15 protein-coding genes and 2 pseudogenes are annotated in these 22,413 nt (G+C 62.9%); 4 read left to right on the top strand and 13 right to left on the bottom strand.

Annotation, left to right across the window (positions count from 1 at the left end; all coding sequences use genetic code 11):
• Positions 1-64 precede the first annotated feature (64 nt).
• The gene (locus CCONF_RS04245; protein WP_290225566.1) at positions 65-379 is read right to left on the bottom strand and encodes a 6TM ABC transporter family protein; all 315 of its coding nucleotides are present in this window, start codon (positions 377-379) and stop codon (positions 65-67) included.
• 100 nt (positions 380-479) lie between these two features.
• On the opposite strand from CCONF_RS04245, the pseudogene CCONF_RS04240 reads away from it, so the two are divergent.
• Positions 480-1,822: pseudogene (locus tag CCONF_RS04240) on the top strand (IS256 family transposase).
• A 31-nt stretch (positions 1,823-1,853) separates the two neighbouring features.
• Here the strand turns inward: CCONF_RS04240 and CCONF_RS04235 are convergent.
• From CCONF_RS04235 to CCONF_RS04220, 4 genes and pseudogenes are all read right to left on the bottom strand, one after another.
• Positions 1,854-2,226, bottom strand: a pseudogene (locus tag CCONF_RS04235) (helix-turn-helix domain-containing protein); the annotation flags it as partial.
• Positions 2,227-2,459: 233 nt separating this feature from the next.
• Positions 2,460-3,737 carry a phosphopyruvate hydratase gene (eno, locus tag CCONF_RS04230; RefSeq protein WP_290225564.1) on the bottom strand — a complete coding sequence of 426 codons (1,278 nt, stop codon included), beginning with the start codon at positions 3,735-3,737 and terminating at the stop codon, positions 2,460-2,462.
• Between the two features lie 127 nt (positions 3,738-3,864).
• Entirely contained in the window at positions 3,865-4,662 is a 798-nt protein-coding gene (locus tag CCONF_RS04225; protein WP_290225562.1) for a lytic transglycosylase domain-containing protein, read from the bottom strand.
• 277 nt (positions 4,663-4,939) lie between these two features.
• Positions 4,940-5,551, bottom strand: a complete 612-nt coding sequence (locus tag CCONF_RS04220; RefSeq protein ID WP_290225560.1) for a MazG nucleotide pyrophosphohydrolase domain-containing protein — start codon at positions 5,549-5,551, stop codon at positions 4,940-4,942.
• Between the two features lie 69 nt (positions 5,552-5,620).
• Here CCONF_RS04220 and CCONF_RS04215 point away from each other — a divergent pair, with 69 nt between their 5' ends.
• Complete coding sequence (locus CCONF_RS04215; protein ID WP_435384089.1) at positions 5,621-7,120, top strand: amino acid permease; 1,500 nt, start codon at positions 5,621-5,623, stop codon at positions 7,118-7,120.
• Between the two features lie 124 nt (positions 7,121-7,244).
• Here CCONF_RS04215 and adhP read toward each other — a convergent pair whose 3' ends face one another.
• From adhP to CCONF_RS04200, 3 genes are all read right to left on the bottom strand, one after another.
• A complete protein-coding gene (gene adhP / locus CCONF_RS04210) occupies positions 7,245-8,270 on the bottom strand; it encodes an alcohol dehydrogenase AdhP (protein ID WP_290225557.1) in 1,026 nt (341 codons plus the stop codon).
• A gap of 409 nt (positions 8,271-8,679) precedes the next feature.
• Positions 8,680-12,336: a transcription-repair coupling factor gene (gene mfd, locus CCONF_RS04205; protein ID WP_290226243.1), complete on the bottom strand. Its 3,657-nt coding sequence runs from the start codon at positions 12,334-12,336 to the stop codon at positions 8,680-8,682.
• Positions 12,337-12,344: 8 nt separating this feature from the next.
• On the bottom strand, positions 12,345-12,989 hold the full coding sequence (locus tag CCONF_RS04200) for a TetR/AcrR family transcriptional regulator (protein WP_290225555.1): 645 nt from the start codon (positions 12,987-12,989) through the stop codon (positions 12,345-12,347).
• 627 nt (positions 12,990-13,616) lie between these two features.
• Between CCONF_RS04200 and CCONF_RS04195 the strand changes: the two genes are divergently transcribed.
• A complete protein-coding gene (locus CCONF_RS04195; protein WP_290225552.1) occupies positions 13,617-14,255 on the top strand; it encodes a hypothetical protein in 639 nt (212 codons plus the stop codon).
• 85 nt (positions 14,256-14,340) lie between these two features.
• On the opposite strand, the gene CCONF_RS04190 is transcribed toward CCONF_RS04195, so the two are convergent.
• The 5 genes from CCONF_RS04190 to CCONF_RS04170 all read right to left on the bottom strand — a co-directional run bounded on the left by CCONF_RS04190 (position 14,341) and on the right by CCONF_RS04170 (position 20,905).
• The gene (locus CCONF_RS04190; RefSeq protein ID WP_290225550.1) at positions 14,341-15,153 is read right to left on the bottom strand and encodes a helix-turn-helix transcriptional regulator; all 813 of its coding nucleotides are present in this window, start codon (positions 15,151-15,153) and stop codon (positions 14,341-14,343) included.
• 68 nt (positions 15,154-15,221) lie between these two features.
• The gene (locus CCONF_RS04185; protein WP_290225547.1) at positions 15,222-16,595 is read right to left on the bottom strand and encodes an L-serine ammonia-lyase; all 1,374 of its coding nucleotides are present in this window, start codon (positions 16,593-16,595) and stop codon (positions 15,222-15,224) included.
• A 72-nt stretch (positions 16,596-16,667) separates the two neighbouring features.
• The gene (locus CCONF_RS04180) at positions 16,668-18,038 is read right to left on the bottom strand and encodes an SLC5/6 family protein (RefSeq protein WP_290225543.1); all 1,371 of its coding nucleotides are present in this window, start codon (positions 18,036-18,038) and stop codon (positions 16,668-16,670) included.
• A gap of 368 nt (positions 18,039-18,406) precedes the next feature.
• On the bottom strand, positions 18,407-19,117 hold the full coding sequence (locus CCONF_RS04175) for a trimeric intracellular cation channel family protein (RefSeq protein ID WP_290225541.1): 711 nt from the start codon (positions 19,115-19,117) through the stop codon (positions 18,407-18,409).
• 66 nt (positions 19,118-19,183) lie between these two features.
• The gene (locus CCONF_RS04170) at positions 19,184-20,905 is read right to left on the bottom strand and encodes a multicopper oxidase family protein (protein ID WP_290225538.1); all 1,722 of its coding nucleotides are present in this window, start codon (positions 20,903-20,905) and stop codon (positions 19,184-19,186) included.
• A gap of 210 nt (positions 20,906-21,115) precedes the next feature.
• Here CCONF_RS04170 and CCONF_RS04165 point away from each other — a divergent pair, with 210 nt between their 5' ends.
• Positions 21,116-22,339 carry an MFS transporter gene (locus tag CCONF_RS04165; protein WP_290225535.1) on the top strand — a complete coding sequence of 408 codons (1,224 nt, stop codon included), beginning with the start codon at positions 21,116-21,118 and terminating at the stop codon, positions 22,337-22,339.
• Positions 22,340-22,413 lie beyond the last annotated feature (74 nt).

Raw genomic sequence — 22,413 nt, 5'->3', positions numbered from 1 at the left:
CTCGGCTGTACGATGCCGACTCGAACTCAATGGATCCTAAGGGGGTGGGCCAAAGCTCTGGAAGTCAACCGTGTCCAACTGAATCTTCAACTTCGAGATCGAAGAGCTGGTTAATTCTGCTCAGTGCTCCCCTAGCCTCAAAGAAGGTTCCGAGGGACTGAGACACCTGCACGATGGGGGCAAGCATCAGGAATAGTGCGGTGACGAAGATAGTAAGTGCCTCTCCCGACAAATCACCGTTGTTTAACCTAATGGACCCGAACATGACGACCGCGAGAAGTGCCATGTAGGAAGCCACAGTACTCAAGGGGTCAAGAACAGCTTCGACGAAGCTCATCTTTCGCCGGTTCCGGTAGGCGTGGTCAATCTCAGTGGACAAGTTGCCAATGACCTTCGTCTCGACCCGGAAGGCCTTGATAGTCGAGAGTGTCTGATGGTTTGTGTGTGGGAACCTAACCCGCATAAGGAGATGGACCAGAATGACTACTGTGACGAGACGAGATCCGGCTGATAAGGCCAAGATTGATGCGATTGAAAAGAAGCTGCTTGCTAACCCTGAAATCGCGAAACTGATTGATGACCTAGGCACGTCGACAACGGATGCCAATGACCTGGTTCGGGGCATGCTACAAGCCTCGATTACCAGAGGTTTGAATGCGGAAATGGATGCCCACCTTGGCTACGAGTCTGGTGATAGGAGCGGCAAAGCTGCAGCTGGGACAGACAATCACCGCAACGGAACGTATCCAAAGACCGTGGATTCTAACTACGGGCCGGTCACCGTGGATATCCCCAGAGACAGGACTGGGACGTTTATCCCAACTATGGTCCCTAAAGGCTCGAGACGCTTGACTGATGTCGATGACATGATTGTCAGCTTGTATGCCGGCGGGATGACCATTAGGGATATCCAGCACCACATGGCAACTGCGATGCGGGTTGATATTTCCCATGAGACGATTTCTGCAGTTACTGACGCCGTCTTGGATGAAGTCATGGTGTGGCAAAACCGCCAGCTAGACGAGTTCTACCCCGTGATGTTTCTGGACGCGCTGCGTATTAAAGTCCGCGATGGCGGCCGAGTAGTTAACAAGTCCGCGTACATGGCAATCGGCGTGGACCTTGACGGCATTAAGCACATTTTGGGTCTGTGGATTGCCAAGGAAGAAGGTGCCTCATTCTGGGCGCAAGTGTGCGCCAACCTGTCCAACCGTGGGGTTAAAGACGTCTTTATCGTCTGCTGTGACGGGCTCAAAGGCCTACCAGAGGCAGTGGAGGCGACCTGGCCGAACTCTAGGTACAAACCTGTATCGTGCACCTGATTCGTGCCGCGAACCGGTGGGTGGCCTACGGGGATCGCCGGGCTGTATCAGCCGCGTTGAAGAAGGTCTACACCGCTACAGACGAGTCCACAGCTAAGGCGGCCTTAGACGAATTCGAGGCTTCCGAGCTGGGTGAGAAGTATCCCCGCTCAGTCAAGGTCTGGCAGGACGCCTGGGGCCGGTTTGTCCCGTTTCTGCAGTTCCCACCAGCAGCCAGAAAGGTCATCTATACAACGAATTCCATTGAATCTTTTAACAATGAGCTGCGTAAAGCCACTCGCAACAGGGTGCAGTTCACCAACGATGAATCAGCACTAAAGACGCTGTGGTTGATGATCTGCAACATTGAAGACAAACGAGCCGCCAAGAGAGCAAAGCAAGGCAAACGAGTCTCAAGAACAGCCGGCAGACTTATGGAAGGAGCCCGAGTTTCCGGCTGGAAACAAGCCATCAACCAAATGGCCGTGGCCTATCCCGACCGCTTCGACAAATACCTATAAACCCAGCCCCACACACAAACAACTTGACACGCTCGAGGATGACGATTGCCTGGGCTTTCAGGCGTGTCCCTGGTTCCTCAAGTCTCGCAATTTTTTTAAGTAGGCGTTTTCCGCTTCCAGCCGCTCAACCTGGCGGCGAAGCTTTTCCTCTTCCGTGAGGCGTTTCGGCGCAGCCGATCCTTTGGGCCTGCCCTTCGGCTTCGGGCGCAGAGCCTCGTCGCCGCCTCTGCGCCACTTAGCCACCCAGTCCTTGACGAGGTGGTCGGATGAAAGATTGAACTCTCGGGCAAGATCCATCATCGACTCACCCGCAAGATGACGTTCTACAACCTCCTTCTTCGCCTCGAAGGAGTAGTGCTGCTTGTTTGGTTTCTCCACGAGACATAGTCTGCCACGCAGTTGGAAACGGCGATAAAGTCTACGCGTTGCGTCTCTCGAGACACCGACAACACGAGCAGCGGCTCGGCAACCCATTCCCTGCTCGAAAAGCTCCACTAACTGCTCACGCTGAACTTCACTCAGCGAACTACCTGCTCTCAAAGAAAATGCTCCCCACTAGTTGTTGGCAACTGATTTCTCAGTCCAACTAATGGGGAGCAGTTCAGACCCGGGGCTGAAATTCTAGTTGTAAGTGCGCTTAGCCGTTGAAGCGCGGGAAGGCGGAGCGGCCGGCGTAGACGGCGGCCTCGCCGAGCTCCTGCTCAATGCGCAGCAGCTGGTTGTACTTCGCCACGCGCTCGGAACGGGCCGGGGCGCCGGTCTTGATCTGGCCGCAGCCCAAGGCGACGGCCAGGTCGGCGATGGTGGTGTCCTCGGTCTCGCCGGAGCGGTGGGACATCATGGTGCGGTAGCCGTTGCGGTGGGCCAGGTCCACGGCGTCGAAGGTCTCGGTCAGGGTACCGATCTGGTTGACCTTGACCAGCAGGGCGTTCGCGGCCTTCTTGTCGATACCCTCCTGCAGGCGGGTCGGGTTGGTGACGAAGAAGTCGTCGCCCACGATCTGGACCTTGTCGCCGATGGCGGCGGTCAGGGCGGTGTAGCCCTCCCAATCGTCTTCCTGCAGCGGATCCTCGATGGAGACGATCGGGTATGCATCGATGAGCTCCTCGTAGACCTTGGACATCTCCTCCGCGGTGTGCTCGCCGCCCTCGAAGTGGTACTTGCCGTCCTGGTAGAACTCGGAGGAGGCAACGTCGAGGGCCAGGGCGATGTCCTTGCCCGGGGTGAAGCCGGCCTTTTTGATGGCCTCGACGATGACGTCGAGGGCTTCCTTGGTGGAACCGACGGACGGGGCGAAGCCGCCCTCGTCGCCCAGGCCGGTGGAAAGGCCCTTGTCCTTCAGGACGGCCTTGAGGGCGTGGTAGACCTCAGCGCCGCCGCGCAGGGCCTCGGCGAAGGAGTCGAAGCCCAGCGGGGCGATCATGAATTCCTGGACGTCCACGCCGGAGTCAGCGTGGGCGCCGCCGTTGAGGATGTTCATCATCGGCACCGGCAGGATGTGCGCGTTCGGGCCGCCGACGTAGCGGTACAGCGGCAGCGCAGCGGACTCGGCGGCAGCCTTGGCGGCGGCGATGGATACGCCCAGGATGGCGTTCGCGCCTAGGCGGGACTTGTTCTCCGTGCCGTCCAAGTCAATCATGGCCTGGTCGATCAGGCGCTGGTCATCAGCCACGAAGCCGGCCAGCTCATCAGCGATCTCCTCGTTGACGTTCTCGACCGCCTTGGTCACGCCCTTGCCTAGGTAACGGTCGTCGCCGTCGCGCAGCTCGTGGGCCTCGTGGACACCGGTGGAAGCACCGGACGGAACACCGGCAAGTCCGTGGGCACCGTCATCCAGGAAAACTTCCGCCTCCACGGTCGGGTTGCCGCGGGAATCCAGGATTTCGCGTGCGAATACGTGCAGGATATCGGCCATTCTTGAAATTCACTCCTCTAGAGGTTAGATGTGGGCGCGCCCCAAAACATGGGGCGCCTACCTAGCTTCCATTTTTACCGAAAACTTGCCCGCAGCGTGGCCATATCCGCCAAGCCGGGCGCCCGCCCTAGCTGGTGGCCGGTTGGCCGACGGCATAAGAATTGGCTGCAGCGGCAACTTTCCGCACGTATTCCCCGGATTGGTTGTAGGCGAACACGCCGTCAACCCACCCTTGCTCGTGCGACAGGTCACGTCCGTCCAAGCACAACAGTTTCGCCGCGCCGGCCGCGGCGTCGTCGATCTGGTTCGGGTCCGGGTGCCCGTCCCCGTTGGCGTCCACCCCGACGCGCTTCCAGGACTCGGGGATGAACTGCATGGGGCCTACGGCCCGGTCGTACTCGGTATCCCCGTCGAACTCGCCATTGTCCGTGTCCGGGATCTCCGCCGTGTTGTTGGTCCCGTCCAGGCTGATGCCGACGATGGGTGGCTGCGGGTAGCCGTTGTCATCCAGCGAGGAGGGTTTGAACCAGTTGCCCGAGTAGGTCCCGTGCCGGGTCTCCACGTAGCCGATGCCGGCCAGGGTGTTCCAACGCAGGTTGCAGCCCGGCCAGGAATCTCGGGCGATGAGCTCCGCGTTGCCGTAGGCGCGCAGCGCTTGCGCCGGGATCCCGGTCTGCTCGGACAGGTCTTGGGCCCAGTAAGTCAGCTTGTCGGCGGTACGGCCCGGCGCGTGGACGTTGATCTCGGCGACCTCTGCCGGGGCTTCCGGCGGGACGTTTTCCGGCACGGGATCGAGCTTCCGCACGGGCGACGGCGCGCCCAGAAAGGACAGCGACCAGCCAACCAGCGCGACGACCAGCACGATGGCGAGGACCGCGGCGCAGCCGCATCCCCTTCGTGCCGTCTTGCCCGTCCGTTGAGTCACGGGGTCATATCCTACCGGCCCGGTATTGCCCGGGGCGAACCGCGACATGAGAGGGTTTCCCGCGGCGAAAACGGTCACTAGTTTGCAATATTTGTCACTCTTTTAACTTCTGCCACAACTTCTCGGCGAAGTTCTATCTGGGCTCTCTACGGGCTTTAACCGGCCAACAGCCGAAACCTGCGTGAGCTCAACCCCAACGGTCAGACGCTCTCGCCCATCCAGCTGGGCGACTACCTCCCACTGCTGTCTTCTACCCTGCGCCAGGGCGCCTAAGCAGCTAAGAACGGCGGCTGCGGGCCTTGCCCTTCTGCCAGAGGCGCTCCTGCTCTTCGCTGGGTACGACCGTGCGCGTGCCATCGAAGAGGTAGGGGCTGCGCAGCCGCATCTTGGTGACAAAGCTGGCCGCCACGTCCGCGAACTCGAAAGCACCCCGGCGGCTGGCGATTTCGGCGTGGAAGAGCACCTGTAGGAAGACGTCGCCAAGCTCGGTGCAGAGCTCTCCTTCCGCGGCGCCGGAGCGCACCGCCTCGGCGAATTCGGTGGATTCTTCCTCCAGGTACGACAGCAGGCTGGTGTGCGTTTGCGCCCGCTCCCATTCCCCGATGTGCAACGCCCGGGTCATCACGCGCTGCGCCTGGCCGACCGGGTCCTGCCGCGACTCCGCCTCGATGACCGCCTCGCCCGCCGCAATCCGGCGTCGGGCCTCCGGGTCGTTGTCGTCGGTGGTCACCAGCAGGCCCTCGGGCGTTTCCCCGGTGACCAGGTCGGAGAAATTCCACCGCACCTTCACGGGAACTTCGCTGGTGAAAGACACCGGGCCGGCAAGCCGGCCGTGCGCCTGCATGGGGATCAGGGTGGGCCAACGTTCATCGAGCAGCAGGACAGTCATAGACCCCGAGTATAGGGGGGCGTCTTCGCTGAATTCCCTTGCAGGCGGTATACACGATAGTTTTAACGGGTGACTAATCAAGATTCCCCGGTGGTGGCAGCGACGGGCCGCTCCCACTCCGTGACGCTATGGACGCTGGTAGCGCTCATTATCGGCTCCACGGTGGGCGCGGGCATCTTCTCCCTGCCGCAAAACATCGCCTCCGTGGCCGGCCCAGGCGCCATGCTCATCGGCTGGCTCATCGCCGGCGTGGGCATGCTGTCAGTCGCCTTCGTCTTCCAAATCCTGGCACACCGCAAGCCCCACCTCGACTCCGGGGTGTATTCCTACGTGCGCGCCGGCCTGGGTGATTTCATCGGCTTCACCTCCGGCTGGGGCTACTGGCTCGGCTCTGTCATGGCGCAGGTCGGCTACGCCACCCTCTTCTTCAACACCGTCGGCCACTACATTCCGTTCTTCAACGCGGATCACCAATGGACCTCCGCCCTGGCCGTTTCGGCCATGACATGGCTGATTTTCGCCGTGCTAGCCCGCGGCATCCAGCAGGCTGCCTTCATGAACCTGGTGACCACCGTAGCCAAGCTGGTCCCCATCCTGGCCTTCATCGTCTTAGTCGCCTTCCTCGGGTTCAGCTTGGACAGGTTCACCTTCGACTTCTGGGGTCGGGCCTCCGAAGCCAGCCTGTTCGAGCAGGTCCAGGGCATCATGCTCTTTACCGTCTGGGTCTTCATCGGCGTGGAGGGCGCGTCCGTCTACTCCAAGCAGGCCCGCACCCGCGGCGACGTCGGCCGCGCGACGGTCGTCGGTTTCTTCTCCGTCCTCGCGCTGCTGGTGTCCGTATCCATGCTATCTTTCGGCGTCCTGAGCCAGGAAGAGCTCGCCGCACTACCGGACAACTCCATGGCCTCGGTTCTTAGCGCCGTGGTCGGCCCGTGGGGCGGTGCGCTCATCTCCCTGGGTCTGTGCCTGTCCGTGCTGGGCGCCTACGTTTCCTGGCAGATGCTGTGCGCTGAGCCCATCGTGATGATGGCTATCGATAGCCTCATCCCCCGCCGCATCGGCACCGTCAACGTGGCCGGCGCCCCGTGGGTCGCGCAGCTGATTTCCACCTCGGTCATCCAAGTCTTCATCATCATCTTCTACCTGAATGAGACCTCCTACAACGCCATGGTGCAGCTGGCGACCATCATGTACCTGTTGCCCTATATCTTCTCCGCCTTCTACCTGCTCCTGCTCACGGTGCGCGGCAAGGGCCTGAACCACCCGCACGCCGGGGTTCGTTTCGATATCTCCGGGCCCGAGGTCAGCCGCCGGGACAACCGCCGCCACTTCGCCATCGCGCTGGTCGCCTTCATCTACTCGGTCTGGCTCATCTACGCCGCCGATCCCGTCTACGTGCTCTTAGGAGCCCTGGCGGTTATCCCGGGCATGATCCCCTACGTCGGCACCCGCCTGTACAAGCGCGAGCGCGTCTTCAACGCCTTCGAGTGGGGCGTGGTCGTCGTCGTGACCATCGGCGCCGCCATTGCCATCTGGGGACTGAGTACCGGCTCACTCAGCCTCAGCTAACAGCGCCACTTTAAAGACCACACGGCCCAGGCACGCGGCAAAGCCCGGTTGCTCTCAATGCAACAACCGGGCTTTTTCGTTGTGATTTCGCGGGCTAGCTAGCAGCTAGCGCTCGGGGACGCGGCTAGTAGCGGATGACGCGGCGGCCGTCCACGCCACCGTTGATGAGGCCGTCGAAGACGTCGTTGACGTCGTCCAGCTTGACCTCGGTGGCGGTGGGCTTGATCTTGCCGCGGGCGTAGAAGTCCAGCGCCTCTTCCAGGTCCTGGCGCGTACCGACCAAGGAGCCGCGGATGGTCAGACCCTTGAAGACGATGTCGAAGATAGGCGCCGGGAAGTCTCCCGGGGGCAGACCGTTGAAGACGATGGTGCCGCCCTTGCGCGCCATACCAATGGCCTGGCCGAAGGCCTGCGGGTGGACCGCGGTCACCAGCACACCGTGGGCGCCGCCCTTAGTGTATTCTTCCACGGCCTGGGCCGGATCCTGGTCCTTGGCGTTGACGACGAACTCGGCGCCGTGCTTCTTAGCCAGCTCCAGCTTGTCGTCGGCGATATCCACGGCGATAACGCGCATGCCCATGGCCACGGCGTACTGGACGGCCACGTGGCCGAGGCCGCCGATGCCGGAAATCACCATGAACTGGCCCGGCTTGGTCTCTGCTTCCTTGAGGCCCTTGTAGACCGTCACGCCGGCACACAGGATGGGGGCCACCTCAATGGGGTCGGAGCCTTCGGGGATACGCGCGCAGTAGCGGGTATCAACCAGCATGTACTGGCCGAAGGAGCCGTCGACGGTGTAGCCGCCGTATTCGGCCTCGTTGCACAGGGTCTCTCGGCCGGTGCGGCAGTATTCGCAGGTGCCACACGCGGACCAGAGCCAAACATTGCCCACGATGTCACCTACCTCGACGTCGTGCTCGCCCGGCCCCAGCTTGATGACCTCGCCGACGCCCTCGTGGCCGGGCACGAAGGGCGGTTCCGGCTTGACGGGCCAGTCCCCGCCGGCGGCGTGGACGTCGGTGTGGCAGATGCCGGAAGCGATGTTCTTGACCAGGGCCTGGTTGCGGCCGGGCTCCGGCAGGTCAATGTCCTCGAGGTTGAGCCGGGGGCCGAATTCTTCGACGACCGCGGCGCGGAATTGATCAGACATGGCGGTTGGTTCCTTTCTACGTTGCTCACTGCCCCAGGCGGACCACTTGAACAAGTCACCCGTGGCTTCTTCGATGGGAGTAACACCTACTGGCGAAAGTGCCGTAACCAGCAGCGTAGAAGTGGCGAAGGGACCACGCTAGGGCCTTACCCCACGTGCGAAACCTGCAAAGAACAGCATTAACACGACGCGGCGCAGACCCGTCCAGGTAGTTGCCGAGGCGAACCAGGGCCTAGGCCAATTTTACCCAATGTTATGCCCGATAACACTGTTAACGCCTTAAAGTGATTTATGACATCCGCAGGTCATGGTGCCAATTTTCATTAAGAGAGAAACTTACCCCTGCCAAGCTAAATTGTCTGACGGGGAAGTCGTGAGTCGGAAGCCCTCTGTTCTCAGCTATCGGCGGCTACTGCCCCACCGAAATAACGTTCTTCTTGTCCTTCGGCGTGGGATTGCCCGGATCGTCGCCGGTGACGTCGATCTTGTCCACTTCGAACATGGCGGAGATGAAATCGGCCACCCACTGCACCAGCTCCGTATCGCGCAGCTGCGGGGAGGTGACGTTCCGGCCCGCCTTCGGGAAAGGCACCTGCAATGCCTGGGCCGCGGCCCGGTAATTCGACCCCGGGTACAGGCGCTTGAGGCGCACTTGCTTGGAATCGGGCAGCTCGACTGGATGGAACTTCAGGCGGGTGCCCTGCACCGTGACGTCGGAGATACCCGCCCGGCGCGCCTGGTGGCGCAGCCGCGCCACGGCCAGCAGGCGCAGGACCTCGGTGGGCACGGGGCCGAAGCGGTCCTCCATCTCCTCGCGCACGGCCCGCAGGTCCTTGTCGTCCTGGGAGGCCGCCAGCTTGCGGTATACCTCCAGGCGCAGGCGCTCGGAGTTGATGTAGCGCTCCGGGATGTGGGCGTCCACCGGCAGATCGATACGGATTTCCTTCGGGGCCTCGTCGGTAACCTGCGGGGTCTCGCCCTTGGCCAGGGCCTTGAAGGTCTCCACTGCCTCGCCCACCAGGCGCACGTAGAGGTCGAAGCCGACGCCGGCGATGTGCCCGGACTGCTGGGCACCTAGCACGTTGCCGGCGCCGCGCATCTCCAGGTCCTTCATCGCCACGGCCATGCCGGCGCCCAGGTCGTTGTTCTGGGCGATGGTGGCCAGGCGGTCGTAGCTGGTCTCGCTGAGCGTGGCGCCCTTCGGGTAGAGGAAGTAGGCGTAACCGCGTTCGCGGGAGCGCCCCACGCGGCCGCGCAGCTGGTGCAACTGGGACAGACCCATGTGGTGGGCGTTTTCGACGATCAGGGTGTTGGCGTTGGCGATGTCCAAGCCGGTCTCCACGATGGTGGTACACACCAGCACGTCGTATTCGCGGTCCCAGAAGCCCTGCACGGTCTTTTCCAGGACCTCCTCGGGCATCTGCCCGTGGGCGACCACCACGCGCGCCTCCGGCACGAGCTCCCGGATTTCGCGCGCCTTCTTCTCGATGTCGGCGACCTTGTTGTGGATGAAGAAGGTCTGGCCGTCGCGCAGCAGCTCGCGCCGGATGGCGGCCGCGACCTGCTTGTCCTCGTAGGCGCCGACGTAGGTCAGCACCGGGTGCCGGTCTTCCGGCGGGGTGAGGATGGTGGACATCTCGCGGATGCCGGCCATGGACATCTCCAGGGTGCGCGGGATAGGCGTAGCGGACATCGTCAGCACGTCGACCGAGGCCTTGAGCGCCTTGATGTGCTCCTTGTGCTCGACGCCGAAACGCTGCTCCTCGTCCACGATGATGAGCCCCAGCTGCTTCCAGTACACACCGGTCTGCAGCAGGCGGTGGGTGCCGATGACGATGTCGACCGTGCCATCCGCCAAGCCGGAGATGATCTCCTTGGCCTCCTTCTGGGTGGTAAAGCGGGACAACACCCGAACCTCCAGCGGGAAGCCCGCCATGCGCTCGGCGAAAGTGTTGTAGTGCTGCTGGGCCAGCAGCGTGGTAGGCACGAGGACGGCGACCTGTTTGTCGTCTTGGACGGCCTTGAAGGCCGCGCGCACGGCGACCTCGGTCTTGCCGTAGCCGACATCACCTACCACGACGCGATCCATCGGCACGGAGGATTCCATGTCGTGCTTGACCGCGTCGATGGCCAGCATCTGGTCCTCGGTCTCCACGAAGGGGAAGTTGTCTTCCATCTCCTGCTGCCAGGGTGAGTCCTCCGCGAAGGCGTGCCCGGGCGCGGCCTGGCGCTTGGCGTAGAGTTCCACCAGCTCGCCGGCGATTTCGCGCACGGCGGCCCGGGCCTTCTTCTTGGTGTTCTTCCAGTCCGAGCCGCCCATCTTGGACAGCTTCGGGGCCTCGCCACCGGTGTACTTGCTCAGCAGGTCCAGCGAGTCCATGGGCACCCACAGCTGGTCCGCCGGCTGGCCGCGCTTGGAGGCGGCGTATTCCAGCACGATGTACTCGCGCCGCGAGGTCTCATCCCCGGCCTTGATGGTGCGCTCGGCCATCTTCAGGAAGCGGCCGATGCCGTGGGTTTCGTGCACAACGAAATCGCCCTTCTTCAGGGCCAGGGGATCGACCTTGTTGCGACGCTTAGCCGGGCGGCGTTTGGCGCCGGCGATATCGCCCACACGGTTACCGGTCAGGTCGGTCTCCGTAATGACGACCAGCGGCAGGGCCTCCGCGTCCTTGAGCTTGCGCACCTTGGGAAAGACCAGCCCGGCGTGGCTGAGCGCCTGGTACAAGGTGACCTTACCGGGGCCGGGCTCCCAGCCCGGGGTGGCGACCTCGGTGGGGATCCCCTTCTCGGCAAAGCGATCCACCATGCGCTTGATGGCGCCGTGGGCGGGCGCGATGAAAGCCGCCCGGCCGCCGGCCTGGGTGTGGGCGAGCAGCTCGGCCATCATCTGATCGATGGCCTTGAGATCCCCGCGCGGGGTGGGCCCCGGCTCGAACTCGAGCGGCAGGGTCTGCGCCTCGTCGGCGGCGAACATGCCGGGCGGGGCGAAGGTCCACAGCGGGCGCCCGGAGTCGGTGACCAGGTCCGAGAGCTCGTCGTAGTCGCGGAAGCTGGCCGCCGACAGGTCGAGGCCTTCCGAGGCCAGCGGGCCGTCCGCGCCCATGGCGGCGGCCTCCCAGCCGGCGGCCATGAACTCCGCATCCGTGTCGACCAGGTCCGAGATGCGCGTGCGGATCTTCTCCGGCGCCACCAGGACCACGTGGGCGCCCGCGTCCAGGAAATCCGTCAGCGTGACCATCGGAGCATCGCTTAACGCCGGCAGCAGCGCCTCCATGCCGTCGGCGGGGATCTTCTCGCCCAGCTTGGTCAGCAGCTCCACCAGGGCGGGGTTGCCCGAGTGCTTCTGGGCCAACTCCCCGGCCCGCTGCGCGACCGCGTCCGTAACGGGCAGCTCGCGGGCAGGATAGACGTCGACGGCGCCGACCTCGATCTCGGGGATAGTGCGCTGATCGGCCACGGAAAACTGCCGGATATCGGTAATCTCGTCGCCCCAGAATTCCACGCGCACCGGGTAGTCCAGCGTCGTCGGGTAGACGTCCAGGATCCCGCCGCGGATGGCGTATTCGCCCTTCCGGGCGACCATGTCCACGTGGCGATAGGCCTTAAAGTCCAGGGCCTCCACGATCGCGGTGAGGTCGTGTTCTTCCTCCTCCGCGAGGTGGATCGGCGCGCGGCCTTCCACCTCCTTGAGGATCGGCTGGCTAAAACCGCGCGCCGCGGTGACCACCACGCGCACGTCGCCGCGTGCCAGCCGGTCGAGGACCTGCGCGCGGCGGCCGATGATGTCCACCCCGGGGCTCAAACGCTCGTGCGGCAGGGTCTCCCAGGCGGGGAAATAGGCCACGGCATCGCCCAGCATGGCGGCCAGTTCGGCGCTGAGATCCTCTGCTTCACGGCCGGTCGCGGTGACCACCATCACCGGCGCCTGGTTGGCCAGCGTGCCAATCGCCCAGGTACGAGCCTGGTCAATGCCGGTGATGTGCAGAGCGCGCTCCCCCACCTGGGTGGCCAGGCCTTTAAGCTTCGGATCGGAGGCAGCGACCTTGAGCAGGCCGGCCAGCATTGCCGTCATTAATTCTCCTCTTCCTGTGTCTGCCCCGCGCCACCAGCCGGCGGCGCGACGAGCTTCGGCTGGGCTTGCATGCCGGAGAGCCCATTCCAACACAAATTAACAATATGCGCGGCCACGACCTCTTTGTCCGGCTGGCGTACATCCAGCCACCATAGTGCCGTGGTGGAAACCATCCCAACCAGCGCCTGCCCGTAGAGCGTAGCCAATTCCTCGTCCAGACCCCGGCGGGCAAAAGCCCGGCCCAGTATATAGCTGACCTGGCCGACCGTCGTGTTCAGCAGCGTCCCATAGGAGCGCTCCGTGCCCGGCTTGGAGTCGCGCACCAGGATCACGAAACCGTCGGTTTCCTCCTCCACGTAGGTCAACAGCGCCAGCGTGGCCTGTTCAATGCGCTCCCGCCAGCTGCCGTGGTCGATCGCTTCCGTAATAACGCCCTCTAGCGCCACCATCTCCCGATCCACAACGACGGCGTAGAGGCCTTCCTTGCCCCCGAAGTGCTCGTAGACCACCGGCTTCGAGACCCCAGCCCGCGCCGCAATCTCCTCGACACTGGCCCCGTCGAAACCTAGCTCCGCGAAGGCCGCCCGGCCCACTGCCAGCAGCTGTTCGCGCCGCTGGCGGCCCGTCATGCGTCGTTTCACCATGCCTTAAAGCCTAGCCGCCGATGCCCCCTGCAGGCACCACCGGGCCCGTCACCCGCCCAGCACCCCAGCACGCACCAATCCCCACAACACCATTGCCCGACCTCGCTACAGCGCCACAACCCGATTATTCCGATCCCCGGCCCGTAAGGTAGTCTGTTAGGGCACAACGCCTCATCAATGAAGCGTCGTGATTCCCCATGGTGTAATCGGCAACACTACGGTTTTTGGTACCGTCATTCTAGGTTCGAGTCCTGGTGGGGAAGCTTTTCATTTACCCGCCCTAACCAGTTTCCACTGGTAGGGCGGATTTTTCATATCACCACTAGACCGCCCGGGGGCTCTAGCGCGGTTCTACGGGTCTTATGTCGTCAACATGTCGTCACCTTCTGACGATTGCCGTGCCCGATCGGCGGCCACTACGCGCATTACTGAGCTTTAACCGTATACGCTCGCACTCCCGGCGTCTGTACTAGACAAGGATCTGGCCGACGCATAAGCTCGAAACCAGACGGCAAGGGAAAAGGTCCCGGCCATCGACCACGGAAGAGAGTCCGAAATGCGCAAGACAAGTGTCTTCACCGAACACGTCACCACCACTCCCCTCATCTTTGCCCCAGGAGTTAACACATGACCTACATCATCAGCGCAGCCCAGTTCGACTACGACTTGGAGGTCTGGGGCGAAACCTTCCAAGAAGTGCGCAAGAAGCTCATCGACGAGGCCTTAGACCAGGGCACCAACCTGGACGGCTGGCTAGACCAGGTCCACGCGGTCTCCCCTCTCGATGAATCCGAATTGGACGCGGACGAGGTCGCAGAGATAGCCGACCCGCGTCCACTGAACTCGGATACCCTGCGTGAATTGGCCATCCACGTGTGGAATGTGCCGGATGCTAAGTACGAGGTTACCGAGACATCCGTCTCCATCACCCGCGGCGAGCTCAAGGCCTCCCAGCACCTGCTGGGTTTGGACAATGCCAGCATGGCCCACGCTCTAAGCGTCGCCCCGCGCACCTATGCGCGCTGGATCTCCGGTGCCATGCCCATCCCGACGGGGATCCGCGAAGACGTGCGCGCCCTGATGTCCCGCATGGACGTGGACGCGGCCAAGCTCAACGAGCTACACAACCAGGAGACGATCGTTATCTATCCGAGCACCGAGTCAGAACAGCAGCTCGACGGGCGCAGCCTAGGCTGGGAACAGCGCGCCTGCGAGCTCGCGATGCGCAAGCACGGCGTGCCCGTCTACCTAGGCGGCGAGGTCTAATGACCTACTAGATCGCTTAAAACGCCCCGCAAGTAACCATCAGGTCACCTGCGGGGACGCTTCCATATCGCAGCTCCGAGCTGCGTTAGCTCCGGACCTTCACGAGGTCGCGGTACACGGTGGGCTCGGAGACTTCCAGACGCTCCGCGGCTGCGGCGATTCCGCCTTTGAGCAGGAAGAAGCCTGCTTCTTCAAGGTCCGCAACGACCTCCAGACGCTCGTCTCGACGCATCTGGTTTGGCGCAGCGCCTTGCTTTTCTAGTGCAGTATCCAGCATGGATTCCAGCAGGGATTCCAGGTTGGTCCGCAAGCTTTCCAGGGAGTGGTGGTTTTCTTGCTCTGCCTCATCCGAACCGGTGTTGGTTGCGTTGGAGACGGCAGCCGCGCTCGTGGCTTGCGCGAGCTCAACCGCCCGGCGCTTGGCCTCGGCCGTGGTTGGCATGGGAGCCCCCTCGGCAGCACTGTCCCGGGATTCCCCAATGAGGCTGCCGGCAAGGCGCTGCACATTGACGAGCTCGGTAATGTCGACGTTCACGCAAACCATACCGATGAGTTCATTGGACTCATCCCGGATGAAGTAGCTGGACGAACGGCAGATTCGGCCGACGGCGTTCACTGAGCGGTAGCCCGCCACGAACGGGATGGAGTCGTGGGAGCCTTGCTTCATGAACCACAGGGCGAAGTCCGTAACCGGGCCGCCGACCTTTCGGCCACTGATGTGGCTGTTAACGATGGCGATGATGGACTCATCCGGCACGGTCAGGTCGTGCAGGACAACCTCACAGTTGGGGCCCATCGCTTGGCCCATGAACTCAACCAGGGGAACGTAGCGGGCATGCAGGTCGGCCGTGTCTTTCACCGGTGCGGAGGTGATGAGGTCTTTCAATGCCGTGTGCATGTCCGCGTTCCTTATCTCTGGTAGTTGTTCAATATTTTGCTGTGATTTTTCTTACGATTACCGTAAGTTTAGCTGCAAGGCAGCAGTCGGGGGAAGAGAACGGTGGCCAGACCACCCTCAGAGGTCTCCCGGTACTTGGAGTTCATGTCCTTACCGGTCTGGTACATGGTCTCGATGACGTTATCCAGGGACACGGTCGGGTCGGACTCGCGCTCCAGGGCCATACGGGCCGCGTTGACGGCCTTGACGGCGCCGACCGCGTTGCGCTCGATGCAGGGCACCTGCACCTGGCCGCAGACCGGGTCGCAGGTCAGGCCCAGGTTGTGCTCCATGCCGATTTCGGCAGCGGCACACACCTGCTCCGGAGTGCCCCCCATCAGCTGTGCCAGACCTGCAGCAGCCATCGAGCAGGCCACGCCGACCTCGCCCTGGCAACCAACCTCAGCGCCGGAGATGGAGGCGTTCATCTTGAACAGGGCGCCCACCTGGGTGCAGGTCAGGAAGTAATCGCGGTAGGTGTCCTCGTCGACCGGGGCGACGAACTTGTCGTAGTAAGCCAGCACGGCCGGGACGATGCCGCAGGCACCATTGGTCGGGGCGGTAACCACGCGGCCACCGGAGGCGTTGACTTCGTTGACGGCCAAACCGTAGACGTTGAGCCAGCTCATGGCGCTGAGCGGGTCGTTGCCGCCGTTCGGCTTCTCCGTCAGGCGCTTGTACAGGACCGCTGCGCGGCGGGGAACGTGGAGCTTGCCCGGCAGGGTGCCCTCAGTGGTGATACCACGCTGGATGCCTTCCTTCATGACGTCCCAGACCTTGGCCATGTGCTCGCGCACTGCCTCTTCGCCGTGGGCTTCAATCTCGTTGGCCATAGCCAGCTCCGGGATGGACAGGTCGTGGCGACGGCACAGGTCGAGCAGAGCCGCGGCGGTCGGGTAAGCGTACGGTACCGGCTGGTGCGGGGCGCAGGCGCCGCCGACTTCCTCAGCCTCGACGATGAAGCCACCACCGATGGAACAGTAGAACTTCTCCATGATGACCTCGTCGCCGTTGTAGGCGGTCAGAGACATGGTGTTCTCGTGTGCCGGGTGGAAGTCGGAGCGGAAGACGATGTCGTCGAAGTCGACCATGCGCTGGGCCGAGCCGATTTCCAGCTTGTTCGTGGCACGAACCTTGGAGAGGAAGACCGGCATCTCGTCGATGTCAACGGTCTCGGGCTCGTTGCCAGCCACGCCCATGATGATGGCGTCGTCGGTGGCGTGGCCCTTGCCCGTCAGGGACAGGGAGCCGTAGACCTCGGCGTGGATGCGGTCGACCCGGTCGATGATTTCGGCGCGCTCGAGTTCATCCACGAACTGGCGGCCGGCCTTCATTGGCCCCAGGGTGTGGGAGCTAGAGGGCCCGATACCAATCTTGAACATTTCAAAGATACTGACGAACATGGCTGGATTACCTTTCCGAAGTTTTCCTATTCCCGTAGTGGGATTACCGAAGTGGGGGCGGAGGAAGTGGTCTTAGAAGACCTGGATGATGTTGTAGACGATGGTGGCAACGGCCACGATGCCGATGACGGTGATGAAGTAGTTGCCGAAGTGTCCGCGGAACTTCTTCAGGGCGTCAATCTTGTAGATGGCGTACTGCGGCATCAGGAAGAGCAGGATGGCAATCGTCGGGCCACACAGGGTTTCAATCATGCCCAGGATGGATGGGTTAGCCCAAGCGACCAGCCAGGAGGAGACCAGCATGAAGATGAGGGTGCCGGTTTCCAGAGCCTTGTTGCGCTGCAGGTGGCCACCGGAGGACTTCACGACGATACCTTCGAAGCCTTCGGCCGCACCGAGGTAGTGCCCCAGAAAGGACTTGGCGACGGCGATGATGGCGACAATCGGGGCGACCCAAGCGATAATCGGGTCATCGAAGTGGTTAGCCAGGTAGGACAGGATGGTGATGTTTTGTTCCTTGGCCTCTACCACGTTCTCCGGGGACAGGGACAGCGCGCAGCTGAAGACGAAGAACATAACCACGCCGACCATGAGGGCCTCAGCGGCAGCCAGGACCTGACCGGTCTTCTTATCGGCAGCTGCACCGTACTCCTGGCGCTTTGCCTTGGCGAAGGAGGAGATAATCGGCGAGTGGTTGAAGGAGAAGACCATAACTGGGACCAGCAGCAGCAGGGTAACGCCCAAGCCGTTGCCGGAGACGCGGGAAACCTCGCTCATGTCGAAGGTGCTGAACAGCGCGCCCGACCAGTTCGGAATGAGGTACAAGGACAGCAGGACCAGGATGGCAATGAACGGGAAGACCAGGACGGACATGGCCTTGACCACGAAGTCGTTGCCCATGCGGACAATCAGGATAAGGCCGCCGACCAGGATGGCGGACAGGAGCCAGCGTGACGGAGGCTCAATGCCCAGCTGGTGCTGCATGAAGCTGGAGACGGTGTTGACGATGGTGACCGAGTAGACCAGCAGAATCGGGTACACCGACAGGAAGTACAGGATGGTCATGCCCATGCCGGCCTTCGGGCCGAAGTGCTCCTCGACCACCTGAGTCAGGTCAGCGTCCGGGTTGGAGCTGGAGAGCATGAAGCGGGTCAGCGCGCGGTGTGCCATGAAGGTCATCGGGAACGCAACCAGCGTCATGATGATGAGCGGGATGATGCCGCCCTGGCCGGCGTTGATCGGGAGGAAGAGGACGCCGGCACCAATTGCGGTACCGAACAGGCTCAGCATCCAGACCGTGTCGGTCTTGTGCCAACCGCGAGGATCGACGGTGGGCTTTTCGTCGGCAAGAAGGGTGGCCGTGTTCTTTGCGTTGACGGCCTGCGAATCGCCAGAGCCGGATTCTGAACCGGCGGCGTTCTGCGGGTTGATGATTGTGGACATTGTTGTCTCTCCCAGTAGTGCGATATGTGAGCCACTTTCAGGACCCGGGTGGGACTGCCATCTGGAACCCTTGTGACGGCCGCCACTCGATTTCCCTTTCGTGTTAGTTGTAACTTTATCCCTCCCCCAAGGATTGTGCAAATAAATTTGCTGCAAAATCCAAGAAAATGGCTGCAATGTGATCAAACACTCAGAAATGCGGTGTACCCAGCGGGTTTATCGCGCTATAGCGATACGGTCGTACCGTTTAAACGCGTACAAGACCGCCCTTTTTGCACGAATGACAAAGATTTTTTCAGCCCTTTAGCGACAATTGCAGAATAATTTTTATCAGCTTCAGGCCATTTATCACGGCCGCGAGCGCGCGACTACTTGCGGCGCTGCCCCCACCAGCGGTTTCCGGCGCGCCGCACGAACTGCGCCATGTGTTCCGCGGTGTACTTCACAGGCGCGCGCCCCGGGCGAGCCAACACCCACCCGCGCCAGTAGGCCAGCACCGCCAGGCCCGTGCCCACCAGCGGCGCCACCAACATGCCGAGCGCCTGGAATCCGGAGATGGAAAAGCCCACCATCACCACCCCCGTAATAATGGCGGGCACGGCATAGAGCGGGCTGCCGCCGAAGATGCCTGGAATCTGCCCCGAAGCGATGTCGCGAATCATTCCCCCGCCCACGGCGGTCAGCACGCCCATGAACACGCAGGCGATCAGCGGCATCCCGTGGGAGAGCGCCTTAACGCACCCGGTCGTGGACCACACGCCCAAGATGATGGCGTCGCCGTGGACCTTGAAGATCTCCCAGATTTTGCCCTTGAGATCGGTTAAGAACGCCACCAGCGCGCCCACGCAGGCCAGCCCCAGGTAGGCCGGGTCGGACACAGCGGCGGCGGCGCCCGCCCCGATGAGCATGTCGCGCATCATGCCGCCGGCCAGGGCCGAAAACAACGCGAGGAAAATGAAGCCGACGATGTCGAATTCCCGTTTGCGGGCAATCGTCCCGCCGATGATGCCGTTGAGGACCACCCCGATCAGATCAAAGACTTGATAGAGGGTGGAGATGATCGGATCGACGTCATGCATGCTTTCCACAATAGGCAACCGCGCGGAGCTCCTCCCCGCCCGGATGCCCTTTGCCTGCTGTGCTGGCTACTTGGCGTCCAGATTGGACTGGTGCCCGCCGGGGTTGCCGCGCGGCGCCGGCTCGTTCGCACCAGCCGCGGGCTGAGCCTGATTGGTCGGCGCGTAGGGGCTGCGGGAGGCATCGATAGAGCCGTGCTGGGCGTGATTGGACGAGTGCCCGGCGTGCTCATCGAAGGTCATCGCTGCCGGGTTCACGCGCACGTCGGGATCGTCGCCGGGCTCGACCACGACGAACTGCCCCATCATGCCCTCGTCCTCGTGCAGGAGCATGTGGCAGTGGAACATATAAGGGATGGTCGGGTCCGGGTAATAGCCGAATTCCACCAGGAGGGTCGCCGTCGCCTTCGGCGGAAGGTCGATGGTGTCTTTCCAGCCCTGGGTCGGAACCTCAATCCCCCGCCCGTTGAATTCCAGGATCTTGAAGCGGGAGTTGTGGATGTGGAAGTTGTGCGGCCAGTCCGCGTTCTCGTTTTCCACGTGCCAGATTTCCGGCTTGTCGTGATCAATGACCTCGTCCACGCGCGCCATGTCCATGGACTCGCCGTTAATAAGGAAGGTATTAAGCACGAACGTGCGCTCCTTAAGCCCCTCCGAATCGGGCGTCTTGTCCGCGGCCGGGTCGAGCTTGGCCGGCAGCGGCGGGGCTTCCGGCGCGTCATCCTGGGGGCCGCGCAGGGTCAACAGGTCGAAGGAGTCTTGGAAGCCGAAGTCCACGGTATATTCGCCGTTTTCGGGGATGCCGAAGCGATCCTCGCGCGGGCGGGAGACCAGCTTGATTTCCTCACCCGGGGCCAGATCCACCAAGGCTTCGACGCGCTCGCCGGGGCCGATCAAGATATCGTCGGCCTCCACCGGGGCGCCCAGCAGCCCGGAGTCCGTGGCGATGACCTGGAAGGGCGCGTCGTTGTCCAGGCTAAGCGTGTAGAAGCGCATGGTCGCGCCGTTTAAGAAACGCAGCCGCACCCGGCGCGTGGTGGCCTGGAAGAAGCAGTTGGTCTGGCCGTTGACTACCGGCGTGGTGCCCATCAGGCCAAGGGTGTCATCGATCCGGTTGTCCAGCTGGTCGTCGTCGGTGAATTTGAGATCGCAGATGACGACCGGGATATCGTCCACCCCGTAGTCGTGCGGGATTTCCAGCGACTCGGAGACCTCATCGTCCAGGATGAACATGCCGGCCAGGCCGCGGTAGGCCTGCACGGCGGTCTGGCCGTGCGGGTGCGGGTGGTACCACACTGTGGCAGCCGGCTGCGCTACCGTCCAGGACGGCTCCCAGCTCTGCCCCGGTTCGATGGGCGAGTGCGGGCCGCCGTCGGCATAGGCTGGCAGCTTCATTCCGTGCCAGTGAACGGTGGTCATCTCCGGCAGGTTGTTGTCTACGCGGACCTTGACCTCCTCGCCCTTCTTGGCGCGCAGCGTCGGGCCCAGGTAGTCGCCGTTGAATCCCCAGGTCCGCGTGCGCGGCTGCCCGGGCAAGATCTCGGCATGCCCGGCCTGGACCTGCAGGTTAAACGTGCGGGCGGTGCCCTCCAGCAAGCCTTCGTAGAGCGGCGGGATGGCCAGCTCGCGCAGATCCCCGTCGTAGCCACGCGGTGCGGGCTGCTGGCTGGACTGGCTATCGGAACATGCCGCCAGCGCCGGGGCCGCCGCAGCGCCCAGGGCGGCGACGAGCGTGCCGCGGAAGAACATTCGCCGGTTGAACGGGCGGTGCACATGGACACGAGCGGGCATAAACAATCACCTTTGCCTTCACAAGACCGTGAAAATTGATACTCCCTCCAGCCTAGGCCACCGGCCGCGCTACCCACCCCGTGTTGGCACCGCCGCGCACAATCTCACACCGGAGGGGCTTGTTCCGCCGGGCTGGAGCTCTGGTTTCTCCCGCTGCGGCGAGGCGGTCCTTACTACCCAAAAATTTCGCCGTCCAATAAGCTCGGCACCATGCAAAGCAAGAATAGGGAATCCCACAACGCGCGGCGTTTCGTCTGGGCAAACGGTCTGCAAAACCTTGGCGACCAGGTGGTCTCCGCCAAGACGGTTCTGCCCTGGGCGTTCCAGGCCGCGGGCGTTCCCCATTTCTTCACCGCCTTGCTGGTACCCTTCCGCGAGTCCGGCTCGATGCTGCCGCAGGCAGCACTGACCCCCTGGGTAACCACACACAACAGCCGCAAGAAGCTGTGGATGGTGGGCTCGGTCGGCCAAGCCGTTTCCGCCCTACTCATCGGGCTGATCATCATCGTCGCCAATGGCTGGCTGCTCGGCGCCGGCGTGCTGCTGGCGCTGGCGGCGCTGTCCGTGTTCCGGGCGCTGTGCTCCATCGCGGGCAAGGACGTCCAGGGCCGCACGATTTCTAAGGGCGCCCGCGGGCAAGTCACCGGCCGGGCTACCGCCGTCGGCGGCGGCGCCACCCTCATCGTCGGCATCTTCCTGGTATTGACCGGGCACCTGCCGCAGTGGGCACTGGGCGTGCTGGTGGTCGCTGGCTCGCTGACCTGGGCGGTGGCCACGATGGTCTTGCACGGCATCGAGGAGCCGGTCACGGAGGAGGCCCAGCAGCCGCCAGCCCAGTCCTGGTGGCGCGACACCTGGAATCTGTATGCCGAAGACAGCCGCTTTCGGCAGTTCGTCAACGTCCGCTCCCTGCTGTTGGTCTCCGCGCTGTCCACGACGTTCATCGTCACCCTGGCCCAGAGCAACGGCGATACCCTGCTGGGTGGCCTGGGCTCGTTCCTGTTGGCCTCCGGGGTGGCCTCGCTTATCGGCGGGCGGGTCTCCGGCGTCTTTTCCGATAAGTCCTCCCGCAACGTCATGGCCGGCGGCGCGGCGGTGGCCTCCGTGGTCCTGGTTCTTATCGTGCTAGCGGATGCCACCCTGCCGGCCGCGGTCAACCAGTGGCTGCTGCCCGCCGGCTTCTTCGTGGTCACCTTGGCCCACACCGCCATCCGTGTGGCCCGCAAAACCTACGTGGTGGACATGGCCGAGGGCGATCAGCGTACCCAGTACGTGGGCGCGGCCAACACGATGATGGGCATCATGCTGCTCATTGTCGGCGGCATCTCCGCACTTATCGCCCTGGCAGGGCCCTCGGTTGCGCTGCTCTTTTTGGCCATCGTCGGCGCCATCGGCGTATGGCGGGCCCGCCAGCTCGACGACGTTTCGGCGTAAACCTTTCCGCGTACAACGCCGCGGATCGGCCCAACGTGTCTGCTCAAAAGAACGCGGCTGGGCGCGCTCCGCTA

This window comes from Corynebacterium confusum, from assembly GCF_030408715.1.
GTDB classification, from domain to species: domain Bacteria; phylum Actinomycetota; class Actinomycetes; order Mycobacteriales; family Mycobacteriaceae; genus Corynebacterium; species Corynebacterium confusum.
Note: the sequence above shows the minus strand (reverse complement) of the source record. Positions and strands in the feature narration are given on the sequence as shown.

Coding starts and splice junctions, on each gene's coding strand:
- CCONF_RS04170 (WP_290225538.1), bottom strand. CDS start 20,905: ATGCCCGCTCGTGTCCATGTGCACCGCCCGTTCAACCGGCGAATGTTC.
- CCONF_RS04195 (WP_290225552.1), top strand. CDS start 13,617: ATGACCTACATCATCAGCGCAGCCCAGTTCGACTACGACTTGGAGGTC.
- mfd (WP_290226243.1), bottom strand. CDS start 12,336: ATGCTGGCCGGCCTGCTCAAGGTCGCTGCCTCCGATCCGAAGCTTAAA.
- CCONF_RS04200 (WP_290225555.1), bottom strand. CDS start 12,989: ATGGTGAAACGACGCATGACGGGCCGCCAGCGGCGCGAACAGCTGCTG.
- CCONF_RS04165 (WP_290225535.1), top strand. CDS start 21,116: ATGCAAAGCAAGAATAGGGAATCCCACAACGCGCGGCGTTTCGTCTGG.
- CCONF_RS04185 (WP_290225547.1), bottom strand. CDS start 16,595: ATGTTCGTCAGTATCTTTGAAATGTTCAAGATTGGTATCGGGCCCTCT.
- CCONF_RS04220 (WP_290225560.1), bottom strand. CDS start 5,551: ATGACTGTCCTGCTGCTCGATGAACGTTGGCCCACCCTGATCCCCATG.
- CCONF_RS04190 (WP_290225550.1), bottom strand. CDS start 15,153: ATGCACACGGCATTGAAAGACCTCATCACCTCCGCACCGGTGAAAGAC.
- CCONF_RS04180 (WP_290225543.1), bottom strand. CDS start 18,038: ATGTCCACAATCATCAACCCGCAGAACGCCGCCGGTTCAGAATCCGGC.
- adhP (WP_290225557.1), bottom strand. CDS start 8,270: ATGTCTGATCAATTCCGCGCCGCGGTCGTCGAAGAATTCGGCCCCCGG.
- CCONF_RS04175 (WP_290225541.1), bottom strand. CDS start 19,117: ATGCATGACGTCGATCCGATCATCTCCACCCTCTATCAAGTCTTTGAT.
- eno (WP_290225564.1), bottom strand. CDS start 3,737: ATGGCCGATATCCTGCACGTATTCGCACGCGAAATCCTGGATTCCCGC.